Origin of the sequence: Algoriphagus chordae (genome assembly GCF_003254055.1) — a bacterium.
GTDB classification, from domain to species: Bacteria; Bacteroidota; Bacteroidia; order Cytophagales; family Cyclobacteriaceae; genus Algoriphagus; species Algoriphagus chordae.
The window spans coordinates 1-12,713 of record NZ_QKZT01000029.1 but is presented as its reverse complement, the minus strand read 5'-3'; the positions used below and the strand labels follow the sequence as shown (position 1 = coordinate 12,713).

The 12,713-nt window shown below is 38.0% G+C and carries 14 protein-coding genes; 5 read left to right on the top strand and 9 right to left on the bottom strand.

Going from position 1 to position 12,713, the window contains the following annotated elements; translation table 11 throughout:
* Positions 1 to 38 precede the first annotated feature (38 nt).
* The 3 genes from LV85_RS20790 to LV85_RS20780 form a co-directional block, all read right to left on the bottom strand.
* On the bottom strand, positions 39 to 500 hold the full coding sequence (locus LV85_RS20790; RefSeq protein ID WP_111323068.1) for an SRPBCC family protein: 462 nt from the start codon (positions 498 to 500) through the stop codon (positions 39 to 41).
* Between the two features lie 590 nt (positions 501 to 1,090).
* Positions 1,091 to 2,038: an ornithine cyclodeaminase family protein gene (locus tag LV85_RS20785; protein WP_111323121.1), complete on the bottom strand. Its 948-nt coding sequence runs from the start codon at positions 2,036 to 2,038 to the stop codon at positions 1,091 to 1,093.
* Between the two features lie 251 nt (positions 2,039 to 2,289).
* Positions 2,290 to 3,123 (bottom strand): sugar phosphate isomerase/epimerase family protein, encoded by an 834-nt coding sequence (locus LV85_RS20780; protein WP_111323066.1) that lies wholly within the window; start codon positions 3,121 to 3,123, stop codon positions 2,290 to 2,292.
* A 629-nt stretch (positions 3,124 to 3,752) separates the two neighbouring features.
* Here LV85_RS20780 and LV85_RS20770 point away from each other — a divergent pair.
* Positions 3,753 to 4,298, top strand: a complete 546-nt coding sequence (locus tag LV85_RS20770; protein ID WP_111323062.1) for an REP-associated tyrosine transposase — start codon at positions 3,753 to 3,755, stop codon at positions 4,296 to 4,298.
* 343 nt (positions 4,299 to 4,641) lie between these two features.
* On the opposite strand, the gene LV85_RS20765 is transcribed toward LV85_RS20770, so the two are convergent.
* From LV85_RS20765 to LV85_RS20755, 3 genes are all read right to left on the bottom strand, one after another.
* Positions 4,642 to 5,511 carry an SDR family oxidoreductase gene (locus LV85_RS20765; protein ID WP_111323060.1) on the bottom strand — a complete coding sequence of 290 codons (870 nt, stop codon included), beginning with the start codon at positions 5,509 to 5,511 and terminating at the stop codon, positions 4,642 to 4,644.
* Between the two features lie 26 nt (positions 5,512 to 5,537).
* The gene (locus LV85_RS20760) at positions 5,538 to 5,942 is read right to left on the bottom strand and encodes a DoxX family protein (protein WP_111323058.1); all 405 of its coding nucleotides are present in this window, start codon (positions 5,940 to 5,942) and stop codon (positions 5,538 to 5,540) included.
* 75 nt (positions 5,943 to 6,017) lie between these two features.
* Positions 6,018 to 6,536: a Crp/Fnr family transcriptional regulator gene (locus tag LV85_RS20755; RefSeq protein ID WP_111323056.1), complete on the bottom strand. Its 519-nt coding sequence runs from the start codon at positions 6,534 to 6,536 to the stop codon at positions 6,018 to 6,020.
* Positions 6,537 to 7,258: 722 nt separating this feature from the next.
* Here LV85_RS20755 and LV85_RS22265 point away from each other — a divergent pair.
* Both LV85_RS22265 and LV85_RS22120 read left to right on the top strand, forming a co-directional pair.
* Positions 7,259 to 7,396, top strand: a complete 138-nt coding sequence (locus tag LV85_RS22265) for a hypothetical protein (protein WP_211318452.1) — start codon at positions 7,259 to 7,261, stop codon at positions 7,394 to 7,396.
* A gap of 98 nt (positions 7,397 to 7,494) precedes the next feature.
* Complete coding sequence (locus tag LV85_RS22120) at positions 7,495 to 7,653, top strand: hypothetical protein (RefSeq protein WP_158531221.1); 159 nt, start codon at positions 7,495 to 7,497, stop codon at positions 7,651 to 7,653.
* Positions 7,654 to 8,093: 440 nt separating this feature from the next.
* On the opposite strand, the gene LV85_RS20740 is transcribed toward LV85_RS22120, so the two are convergent.
* Positions 8,094 to 8,279, bottom strand: a complete 186-nt coding sequence (locus tag LV85_RS20740; protein WP_111323050.1) for an MbtH family protein — start codon at positions 8,277 to 8,279, stop codon at positions 8,094 to 8,096.
* Positions 8,280 to 8,483: 204 nt separating this feature from the next.
* On the bottom strand, positions 8,484 to 9,662 hold the full coding sequence (locus tag LV85_RS20735) for a 6-bladed beta-propeller (RefSeq protein ID WP_111323048.1): 1,179 nt from the start codon (positions 9,660 to 9,662) through the stop codon (positions 8,484 to 8,486).
* A 717-nt stretch (positions 9,663 to 10,379) separates the two neighbouring features.
* On the opposite strand from LV85_RS20735, the gene LV85_RS20730 reads away from it, so the two are divergent.
* Both LV85_RS20730 and LV85_RS20725 read left to right on the top strand, forming a co-directional pair.
* Positions 10,380 to 10,907, top strand: a complete 528-nt coding sequence (locus LV85_RS20730; RefSeq protein ID WP_111323046.1) for a transposase — start codon at positions 10,380 to 10,382, stop codon at positions 10,905 to 10,907.
* 396 nt (positions 10,908 to 11,303) lie between these two features.
* Positions 11,304 to 11,807, top strand: a complete 504-nt coding sequence (locus LV85_RS20725) for a hypothetical protein (protein ID WP_111323044.1) — start codon at positions 11,304 to 11,306, stop codon at positions 11,805 to 11,807.
* A gap of 16 nt (positions 11,808 to 11,823) precedes the next feature.
* Here the strand turns inward: LV85_RS20725 and LV85_RS20720 are convergent, their stop codons facing one another.
* Positions 11,824 to 12,711 (bottom strand): IS1595 family transposase, encoded by an 888-nt coding sequence (locus tag LV85_RS20720; RefSeq protein ID WP_111323042.1) that lies wholly within the window; start codon positions 12,709 to 12,711, stop codon positions 11,824 to 11,826.
* Between the last annotated feature and the right edge of the window lie 2 nt (positions 12,712 to 12,713).

The following is a 12,713-nucleotide window of genomic DNA, read 5'->3' as shown; positions in this document are numbered from 1 at the left end:
GTCTTAGCGGAAAATCATATCAAAGAATCTACCTCTCTCTATTTTCCAAACAACTCATTCATCATTTTATGACGGTGAGCAAAAATCTCCTCTAGCTTTTGAGCGATGATAACCTTATTCATGAAACTGCCCATTAAGCCCATGGGAGGTTGGTAAGTTACAATGTCCTCCATCTCCGTACCGGATGGAGTGGCTCTCAAAAAATGCTGGTGATGCCAAAGTTTATAAGGGCCTACGCGCTGTTCATCTACAAAGTATTCTTGATGTTTGACATGAGTGATTTCCGTAACCCAAGTCGTTTTGATGCCAAAAAGCGGCGATACATTATAGCTTACAATCATCCCTTGATACATCTGATCTGGCAGATTCTCCGAGGTAATGTCAAAACCCATGTACTCAGGAGTTATTTTCTTAAGGTTTTTAGGATCGGAGATAAAATCCCAAAGGGTTTCGATGGGTTGTTGGAAAGTCTGTGTTCGCTTGAATTGATAAACTCCCATTTGGATATTCTAGTTAGTTGATAGGTATTGGTGTTCTAAACCAAGAAGTAAAAGAATTGTTTTTTGTGGAGAGTTTTTAGGCTAGAAATGGAGCTTTAGTTTAATAGATATGTGCCGTCCCTATGGGACTCTGCCATATCATACTGCAATCATATTTTCCAGAGGTTAAAACCTCTGGCAACAAGATGGATCGTTCCGATGGAACTCATAAGTAATTTTGTAGAATGAATGCCGAAGCTGGTAAATGGTTACAAAAATGGTTTACAAAATTCCGTAGGCCTGCTTACCAGTAGACAGGCATGACTGATATTATGGATAATTAAATCTAATTTGATAAAAAGATAATCAGGCATCATCGCCCGTCCGGATGGGACTCTGCCATATCATACTGCAATCATATTTTCCAGAGGTTAAAACCTCTTGCAAAAAGATGGATCGTTCCGATGGAACTCATAAGTAATTTTGTAGAATGAATGCCGAAGCTGGTAAATGGTTACAAAAATGGTTTACAACATTCCGTAGGCCTGCTTACCAGTAGACAGGCATGACTGATATTATGGATAATTAAATCTAATTGGATAAAAAGATAATCAGGCCAGAGAGCTATTAAAACTCTTATAAACCAGCAGTGCAGCAGCAAGATCCTCTATTGCCAAACCGGCGGATTTGAAAAGGGTTACCTCTTCGCCAGAGGTTCTTCCAGGATGATTGCCTTTTATTAATTCCACGATGTCTGCTTTCACGTCTGATTCTGTGATGATGCCGTCAGCGATAGGAAGGGCAAGTTCGCCTGTCTCATGTAGTGCTCCCGCTCGGGAATCGACGAAAATAGTGCTCTTACGAATAGCATCATCGTCGGTTTCTCGGGTGTCTGGTTTGTGAGAACCTATCATATCCAAGTGCGTTCCAGGCTTGATCCAATCTCCTTTAATTACAGGAGTTTTTGAAAGGGTGGCGCAGGCGATAAGATCTGCTTGTCGAGCGGCTTCTTCTAAATCCATAACTGCTTCTGTCTGGATTCCCTGATTCTTCAAAGACCCTACGAACTCTTCCAGTTTGATGGAATTCCGCATCCATACAGAGACTTTTTTGAAGTTCCTCACTGCCAGATGAGCTTGAACCAAGTGCTTGGCCACAGATCCGCCTCCCACTACCAATAAGTTTTCCGCATCCTCTCGGCATAGGTAAGAAGCGGCAAGTGCGGAGGTGCAAGCGGTTCTTCGGGCCGTGAGCTCAGTAGCATTCATCATGGCTAGAGGTTCGCCTGTTTTGGAATTGCTGAGGATATACTGCGCAAAAATAGCAGGCATGTCTCGACTAGCATTCGCTGGTGCAACAGTCACCTGCTTCATCCCCATGTATTCATTGTTCCAGACGGGCATCAGGATCAGGGTATTATCATCTCCTGCTGCTGTCTTGTAAAAATGATGATGCCGCACTGGCATGGTATAGTCAGACTGAAAAACCTCACGCAGTGCTTCAATCAGTTCTGTGTAACCTAGAAATGCGCTGATTTTCTCGTCAGGTATAATTAGCATACTACTCTTATCTTGGTTTAATATTCCAAGTTCGGGAAATTCTGGAGGAACCTTCCAGAGTTTGAATATAAAATTATAGTTATTCCGAATAGTGCAGGAAAATGCTCCCAGTGCTGCACTTCCGCAAGCTGCATGATATTCTCCAAATGCCCGGAGCAATTATATTACGTTGAAAGGGGAATAGAGATCTAAATCAAAAAAGCTGAACCCCTTAGAGTTCAGCCAATTTAGATGCAATAATAATCCGAAGTCTATTCCTTGGTAGTTTCAATCACTCCCCGAAAATATCCTATGGATTCGGCAATCCCCATAAATGGATTGTTCTGATTTCTCTCATGCTCCAGACTGCACACTCCGGTATAGCCTACTTTTCTGATCATTCTTACCATTGCTGGAAAGTCGATGATACCACGGCCTACTTCGAGTGAATATCCCTCTTTGGTAGGTGCTGTCACGTCCTTAATGTGCATATCAAATACGCGGGTGTGGTATTTTTCCATATCTGCTACAGGATCTTTACCGTTACGTGTGTCGTGGCCAATGTCCAGACACATCCCAATTCTAGGATCTAAATCTTTGGTGTGGTTCCAAACATCGTCGGCATCCTGATAGATTTTAATATCTGGCCCGTGCAAATGGATTGCAAATTTGAAATCATACTCCTTCACTTTCTTATCGACATAAGGAAGCAGTTCCACATTGGGAACACCAACAATCAGCTTTACCCCAACCCTTTTTGCGTAGTCAAATGCCCTGTCGACTTCGGCCTCAGATTTCATGTAGATGGGACCAACAGCATATCCTGTGATATCATTGGCTTTCAGTTTTTCATGAAAAGTAGCAATTTCAGCATCGGTGCTAGACATTGGCAAATGGAAATCTTTGATACATAAATAATGTACATCCAAGGCCTTCAATGTTTCGAGTGTCTTGTCCAGGTCAAATTTCACAAAAGTGTAGCCTGCAATTCCAACTTTGAATGTTTCGCCTGTTTCAGGCGGTAGCTGTGGTCCAGGTCTGCTATCCTGTGCTTTGCAAACCATCAGGGAGAAGGCTAGTAAAAGGGTTAATAGAGTTGATTTCATGTAAATTATTTTAGGAATTATTATTAGCCAATTTAGCAAATGCAAAGCAAAGAGAGGTCTTGAGCTTTGCCAATACTACGGAATCGTTTGCTTTGGTTAGGGCGAGTGCGAATGGGTGGAAGGTGAAAAAAGTTGGGAATTACTATAATCTACACCCAGTCCTATTGGATGAATATATATCGCCCGTCCCTCTGGGACTTTGCCAGATGATAGAGCTATCAATTTTGCCAGAGGTTTCAACCTCTGGCAATAAAATGAATCGTCCCGATGGGACTGATAAATGATATTTTGTGGAATCAATGCCTTTAGGCCTGTCTGCCGATAGGCAGGCATGACCGATCACTTAGCCAGCCATTTCAATGGCTGGTAAATAATAATCGAATAGTTGGCAAAATGCCATAGGCCTGCCTACCGGTAGGCGGGCATGGCCGATATCAATTCTGAACCATTCAAAAATACTCAGTAAGAGAGAGAGAAGGAACCATAAGATTACCTGTATTCTAGTGCTAGGAATTATGCCGGTTTGAAGGGATTGAATGAGGTAGATTATTGGTAATTAACGTGCTTGGCTGGTGCTAGGCTTTTCCCAAAGAATTTGTAATTCGCTTGATTCGAATTATTTTCATTCTATGGGCGAAGCTTATCAAATAAAGGATCAAGAGATTCCATACTTCTTGACTTTTCAAGTTGTAGGTTGGGCGGATGTGTTTTCCAGAAAAGTTTACCGTGACTTTATTTTAGAAAACCTGACGTACTGTCGAAATGAAAAGGGTTTGTATCTATATGGCTATGTAATCATGAGTAACCATATTCACTTAGTAGTCCAGCAGAAAGATGGGAATCTGTCTGATTGGGTAAGGGACTTTAAGAAATTTACTAGTAAGAAATTATTGAAACTGATTCTTGATAATCCAGAAGAAAGTAGGCGGGAATGGCTACAGATGATCTTTGAATACCATGCGAAATTCAACAAAAGGAACGGTGACTTACAATTCTGGACTCATGATAACCATGCTATAAAGCTTTATAGTCCTGAGATGATCGTGAGTAGAATGAAATATATTCACGATAATCCTGTCAGAGCTGGTATAGTAGAGAAGCCGGAAGACTTTCTGTATTCTAGTGCTAGGAACTACTCTGGATTGAAGGGTTTGATAGAAGTGGATTATTGGTAAGTGGTACTGATAAACCAATTACAAATTGGTAAGGATATTTGGGTGTAGTTACAAACTACACCCAGTGCCACGGGCGATCAAACTACGCCGAGAGGGGGCATGGCCGATATCAAATCTGCACCATTCAAAAATATCAGTGAGAGAGAAAGAAAGAGCCGGAAGCTTACCTGTATTCTAGCGCTAGGAATCTCGCCACGGCGGGCAGGTACTCGGGTTTGAATGGGCTGATTGAGGTGGACTATGGTTCTATTCAAGACAAAAAAATATACTTAGTTTAAAACAATAACGGTTTGAGTTAATACCCAAACCGTTATAATATTTTATGGTTGACTGTTCGACCTTTTTAGGAAGCATACACTTTGGTCAAAAATTCCTTCGCTGTGGTAGGTTTCCTTCCCAGGATTTTTTCTAAATCCGAATGTTCAACTGTGAATTCTCCTTGTTTGATAGCTGCCGAAAATCCTGCAAACATCCCTATATATTCTGAGGGAACATTTGCTTTAGTTAAGGTTTCCACATAGACCTCTTGGCTCGGACTGTGGTATGGGATCTCTTTTCCAACGACTTCACTTATGATTTCAGCCATTTCCGGAATAGATACATTTTCGCTGTTGCTAAAATTGTAGGTTTTGTTTTCGTGCCCTTCGGTCATTAAAATATTAGCGGTAGCTTCTGCCATATCCATTCTTACTGCAAAGGCAGCTTTGGTGTCTCCTGCTGGTAAAAATATACCTGATTCCACTACTTTATCACCAAAAAACATAGGTAGCATATCCATATACAAACTGTTTCTCAAAATTGTATAGTCTAATCCGCTACTTTTTAAACAATTTTCGGTTGCAATATGAGTGGCAGAAACAAAAGTGATAGGAGATGTTTCAGTTTCGTTTTTACGCTCAAAACTCGTGTAGATGATGTGGTTGACACCAGCCTCTTTCGCAGCATTCACGGCGTTTTGATGTTGCTTGTCACGGTTTACCATGTCAGAACCTGAAATCAGAAGTAATTTGTCAATACCTTCAAAAGCCTCAACTAATTGTGTGTAATTGTCATAATCACCGACTCTGACAGCAATTCCTTTTTCTTTTAAACCGGAAGCCTTTTCTTCATTCCTTACTAATGCAACGATGTTTGAAGAAGAGAAACCTTTTTGAAGTAAGAAATCGATGGTTGATTTACCGTAATTTCCTGTTGCGCCTGTTATTAAAACCATAATGAATTTGTTTTGATTAAACTGTCTTATTTGGAAGTGATAGCGGCTTTCTTCGTTCTGCCCCAAGCTACAAAAACAGCAAGTGCAAGGAAGAATATGTTCATGCCGATAAGTGATGCTTCGCCTCTGGATATATGAAAAATGCTGGCAGCTATCATTAATACAATGACTCCGTAAGCTGCAAGAACGGTTAATTTTGGCTGTATTCTTAAAGCCGCCGGTAAAACGATACCTATGCCGCCAAGTAAATCAATGATACCCGTAAATTTTAATAACCCAGGATTATCAAGTGCCCAAGGCAACATTTGGGCGGTTAGTTCAATTGGTTGAAATAATTTGGTGAAACCTGCCCAAATTAAGGTTAGAGAAATTAACCCTTGAGCTACCCATAAAGCAATGTTTAGCCCTTTTGATTTTGCTGTTGTTGTCATTTTTATCTTTTAATTGTTTTTACACCACAAAGGTGGGTACAATAAAAAAGATAAAAATTAAGGTATCTTAAGAAATCACTTTTGGGCTAATTTTCGTCTGACATCGCTTAAATATTCGGGCGTCATTCCTAGATAGGAAGCGATCAGTTTAAGTGGAAGTCTTTGAATCAGTGTGGGGTAGGTTTCTATGAAATCCATATACCGCTCTTCGGCGGTGGCACTTAATAAGTTAATTAAGCGCTTATTGGTTGTAATCAAATTATTTACTAGTTTTTTGTTTTGTTCGAGCAAATCACCATGATCTAACTGACTTATATCGTTGTAATTTGAGGAAGTAAGAAATGCCACCTCACTGTCTTCAATCGCATCTATGAATATATTGGAAGGCTTGTTGTTCATGAAACTGTCCATATCAGTCATTATCCAGTCTTCAGAGGCAAAGTGTAGAATGTGTTCTTTCCCTGATTTATCGATTACATAACTTTTTAGACAACCTTTAATTACCTTATAAACGGATCTGCAAGAATCTCCTTTGGACAGGAGAATTGTTCCTTTAGGTATTTTTTTAGTCTGTAAATTGTCAAATAGCTTCATTTGAAATGATATGATTTAAAATGTTGGCTTATGCTTGAAAGCCAATTTTCTTATCACCAAATCCGATTGGCCTATTGCGATTATCCCCATATAGACCAATGGCTTTTTGGTTGTTTCGAAAGCCAAATTAAGAATTTCGACAATGATTATCTTTGGGTTTTGGGTAGTTCCAGAATTATTTTTGTTTTTAATCCCAGGAATTCCGGATCCCAATTACTAGGATTTTATTTATCGTCCAATTTCTGGATTGAAGATTTGTGTTGCAATGACTCATGAAAAAGCTGAAGGACCAGAGTCGTTTTGATCCTGATAAGGTTTCTTTTCCAGATAGGAATCTTTGTTTATTGATGTTATTACTTCGTAATGCTTACAAATGATTTGGGTGTAGTTACAAACTACACCCAGTCCCTCGAGCGATCTAACTACGCCGAGAGGGATGATTGTATTGTGTTGATTTATAGGGTTTTGTATGTGGAATAAAGTCCTGAGAATATTTTGATTAAATCCTGCGATAAATTAAATTTATTCATACTTTGAAGGTGTGGGGTACATTTCCCTTACGCTACACTGGTTTGCAATTTGGTACCCTTAGTCAGTTGGGGGAAATACTAAGAGATCGCGAAGAATAATATAATTATTGAAGTTCAAAAAATATCACGATCAATTTAGGATAAGGCTAATTTTTAAATTTTTATTCAAAGTATTTTTAACCTAATCTTCAAATGAAAGCAAATGTCTATTATCTGATTATCTCTCTTTTTCTTTTAGGATTATTTGGTTGTGTCGATGAACAGGAACCTGATAACGCAATTACGATAGAGGGAATTCCGGCAGATACCACCCTTACAGAAGGGGGTTGATTTTTAATATTACTGTCGCGGCTGATGATGGGCTCGCCTATTTTAATATAAATGATCATCAAATTAAACTTGCTAAAAGAGGGGCAAAAACCTATTCTATGCCCTATAAGATTTTAACCGAAGGAATGAGTTTTTATGATGATTGGTGGGATTTTTATCATGAGGAATTAATTTTGACTGTTCGTTTCAATGCTGAAGACTTAGATGGAGATGCAATTGAAGAAGTCTTGAAAGTGCGAGTTGTACCAAGACCCTAAATCCCTACAGTTGGTTTGATTTTATGGATTTTTTCAACCGAATCTGATTCTTGTTTCCCGTCATCGTAGTTTTTTGCACTCTGCAAGCTGGCCTCTCGCTAAAAAAGCTTCAGTGAAGCTTTTTTTAACTCAATCCTGCATTCCTATCCCAACGAATTCGCTATTCGATTTCATCGCTGGACAATTGTTTGGAGTGGTTTCCGATTACAAATCGGTTAAGATATTTGGGTAGGACAAGGCGTTAAAAAATCATTCTGTTGAATGATTTTAGCCTTGGGCCGGTTTGCAGGGCGGGCAAACTACAACCAGTGCCTCGAGCGATCAAACTACGCCGAGAGGGGGTAAACTACACCCAGACCCTCGAGCGATCTAACTACGCCGAGATGGAGTGTAAGGCAAACTCCCAGGCAGGAGGAAGTTGCATCTCTTCCATTCCCTTACTAAAGGGAGGGTGGTCTCATGTCAGTCCATATTCCCTTGGTATATTCCAAACATTCTTGCTTATACCCCTGCTTCCCCACGCTTTCCCATCCGAGCGGGAGCTCTCTATCAACTGGCCATATGCTGTATTGTCCTTCGTAGTTTACTGTTACGGTGTAAATAGTCTGGTCTTCTTCTTCTTCCATTTTTCTAAGAGTTTGATTTACAGTTCATTGATTGTTTTCTGCAAAAAAAACAAGATAAAATGAATTGGCAGAATATTTCCATATATTTCTTCCAGCTCTCTGTGGGTAAATAGTATAATTGGACTAATTACAAAATTGCTAAGGATAGAAAATTGTATTTACAAACTACGCTTAGATTACGATCTGTCTACACCTAGACGGGGCTTATTCATCAGTTAAGTGGATTAAATCTTTAAATTTATGAATAAATAGGATTGGGTTATCAAAATCATCTACGGAAATACTGTTTATGTAATCAGAATAATCATCAGGAATTTTAACTTTTCTTTTGAGACTATTGAAAATCTTGGGATTAAGATCAACAACTAAATAACCAGCATTTAAATTATATGAGTTCCAGATAGCATTAAAATTCATCATACCCGTCATATTATTCTCTATTTTGTATATAAAATGAGATCTATTTTTTATTTTATCAAATACTATTAGATTTTCAATTTGACCTGTTGAAACAGAAAGGAAAATTACATCCCCCGCATCTATATGATTATTTGAAACATGAAATTTATTATCCTTTAATGAAGTCTCTTTAAATTCTTTAAGATCATAAATTTTATTAGGGATATAATCATAGCTATTAACGCCAAAATCAAATTTCATAATATTATTGACATCAATGCTATCTATAGAAAACAAAAATTCTGAATTTAATTCTTGAAAATATAAGCCATTTCCATTTTTTGAATATAGAAAATTAGGTTTTTTGGCATTAAAACCAATAGTATAAGGTAATAGCTCTTCAAAATTTAATTTGCCCATCGGATTAAATGACTCATCTAACACTATTGCTCTATTGCCTTCTAAGTCAAGGTCATTCAGTATTAAATATATTAATCCATTTTTATATGTAATATCAGTTAAAGGGCCATATTTACCTAAATCAAACTCGCTATTTAGTTTACCTTCTAAATTATAGGCTAAAAGTGTTTGTCTTCCCATACAATAAACATATAGAGTAGTCTCATCTTTAGAGGTGAAAATCTGCCTTGGATAGCTATATTTCTCTGGACCTTCTCCATAATCATTGATTAGTGATTTTAATTCCCCTTTTCTATTGTATATAAAAATTGAATTTGTTTTTTTATAATCTAAAACGATAATATTTTCCTTAGTTATAAGTAGTTTGTCAATACTTCCGAGTATTTCTGAATTATCTAGGGGAACAATATAAGTTGTGTCAAAAAAGTCTGTAAATATAAATGTTTCAGGATTATTAACATCAACAAAAATTGAATTAATTTCAAGATCACTAATCGATTTTTCTTCCTTTTGAGAGCAAGAAATCAGAGAGGATAAAATTATAATTATATAAAAATATTTCATATTTGGCTAAAGTGTGCACCTATTAGTAATAGGTGCACGGCTAAATTTAATTACAAACCGGTACGGGACCTGGAATTGGACAGCATAGTGTTCCGATATCACAGTCAGAATAGGTAAGGACGATAAAATCGGTTTCATTTGGGCCTATTTGACATACAACTCCATTAGTGTATGGAGTGGCAAAAGAATCAGCTATCCCACAACCAGGTCTTTCAGCTTGTGACTCTGGGACAAAGCCAGATAGAGAAATTAATGAATTTGAACTGTCAGACGTCACTGCCCTATTTCTTAAGCTAAGAATCACGTTACAATATTAATGATTTTCCAATAGGGAGTAGATTTTAGTAAAAAAAAGACCTTCACCAGAACGTTTCAAACACATGCTCAGGCTTTGGTTTTTTAAGTTTATTTGTGGGTTTGGAGTGGGGATTGGCTTAATTCATGAGTCTCATCCTGCCTACTTTGCGAGATGGTTAAACGTCCTAATAGCTTCTTTTTTTCCTAGTATAATGCATCGTACTAGGTGTAGTTTGTAACTACACCTTTCTATCACAAAGAATTTGTAATTCGCTTGATTCGAATTATTTTCATTCTATGGGCGAAGCTTATCAAATAAAGGATCAAGAAATCGAGCAATTGAAGATCTTATAATTCGGAACAAAAATCAACCAAGCGAGATTGCATGAGGCCGATAAAATCAAATTTTAGACTCATGAAATGCCATACTTCTTGACTTTTCAAGTTGTAGGTTGGGCGGAAGTGTTTTCCAGAAAAGTTTACCGTGACTTTATTTTAGAAAACCTGACGTACTGTCGAAATGAAAAGGGTTTGTATCTATATGGCTATGTAATCATGAGTAACCTTATTCACTTAGTAGTCCAGCAGAAAGATGGGAAACTGTCTGATTGGGTAAGGGACTTTAAGAAATTTATTAGTAAGAAATTATTGAAACTGATTCTTGATAATCCAGAAGAAAGTAGGCGGGAATGGCTACAGATGATCTTTGAATACCATGCGAAATTCACCAAAAGGTCTGGTGTCCCGATAGCTATCGGGATACAATTCTGGACGCATGAAAATCACGCAATAGAGCTCTATCGTCCAGAGATAATAGAAAGTCGAATGAAGTATATTCACGATAATCCTGTAAGATCTGGAATTGTAGAAAAGCCGGAAGATTATTTGTATTCGAGCGCCAGGAATTATGCCGGTTTGAAGGGATTGATTGATGTGGATTATTGGTAGTGCTATTAAACCAATTACAAAATGGTAAGGATATTTGGGTAGGACAAGGCGTTAAAAAATCATTCTGTGAATGATTTTAGCCTTGGGCCGGTTTGAAGGGCGGGCAAACTACACCCAGTGCCACGGGCGATCAAACTACGCCGAGAGGGGGGTAACAATAACGGTCTGACTACACTCAGAAGGGGATAGTTGAAAAGGAAGAAGATTATTTGTATTCGAGCGCCAGGAATTATGCCGGTTTGAATGGATTGATCGAAGTGGATTATTGGTAGTGCTGTTAAACCAATTACAAATTGGTAAGGATATTTGGGTGTAGTTACAAACTACACCCAGTGCCACGAGCGATCAAACTACGCCGAGAGGGGTTAGGTGATTTTTTTTATATTTTTGTATACTATGTCGATAAAATGCAATGAATTTAGAGAGTTATTGTCAAATGCTCCTCTATACAAAAAGTCTAAAATTTCTAGTGCGTTTGCCTCTAATCCTCAAAATCTACATGATTTTGGTTTTCCTTTCGAATGCCTGTGTAATCCTGAACCACAAACTCATCTTCTAAAATTAGATGAGGAATCAATAAGAAGAATGGTAGATGCTAGTCCATTTGACCATAACTCTGCATTATCCGGAAAGCCAAGGAATAGGGCATACGGAGAATATCAACTTGGTTCTGAGGTTGGGCAAAGATTTATAGAAAAGTTGACAGGAGAATGTCAAAATTGTAAGCGATCAAATCCGATTTTTTTGATAGACTTTTTTACTGAATTAGTAGAAGGCAAGAATGAGTACTTTTTTTACGCAAAAAAAATTGGTCAAAACCCTCCATTTTCTATTAAACCCGAAACTTTTGTTTCAAAATTATTAAGTACAGAAAATTTAGATTTTTATAAAAAAGCATAGAGGTAACCACTTAAAGTCATACTATATTTTGAACGTATAATTTTTCAGCTTTAACCATTCTGGTTATCAGATTATGAAAAACAGTATCCTTATTCTGTGATCGATTGATTCTGTAGGAAAATTCGTTCAAATAGCGATCTATGTGTCTTTTGCTTACCCAAGAGTAGGTGGTTCTCAACCACGTTTTCACCTTGTGAATCATGGTGTGAATAGCTTTAAAATTCAAGCCCAACTCACTTGGGATCTGTTTTACCATGTAATCCTTGCTTATCGGTCGATATCCTTTCCATTCGTCAGTGGTCACTTGAGCTATCTTATCAATGTGTTGTTCAAAGATTGGCCGGAGTGACTTGGAAGAAAAGTCTTTAATTTGGAGTGCATAAAAACGCTTTACTTTTCCTGCTTCTGTAAGCTCAACAGCACATACCACCTTCTTTTTCTTACCACCGTAGCTCCTCCCTACGTGACCAGCCTCTTGACCTCCAACCACAAACTCATCGACATGTACTTCTCCTTGTATCGGGTTGTTTCCACTTGATTTCATAGCCTCTCGTACTTTATGCATGAAGCTCATTGCAGTCTTATGATTGATAGAATAACGTTTTGCAACATACAATGCTGACAAGCCTTTTGTACTCGTACTCATTTCAAAACAAATGTGAAATGCCTTCAAAAGACCAAATTTGACCTTATGAAACAAAGTGCCTGCACCTGGGTTTTCTGTATCACTACATTTATTGCATGTTCTTGCGTAATCTTTTCGCATTTGACTTCCGTGGTGACCACATTTTCGGCAAGTAAACCCATCCTTCCACTTAAGATCTGCCAAATATTTCTTGCAATCCAAATCAGTTTGGAAGCTTCTACTGAACTCTATGATCTCTTGACCTTTGAAAATATCCATTA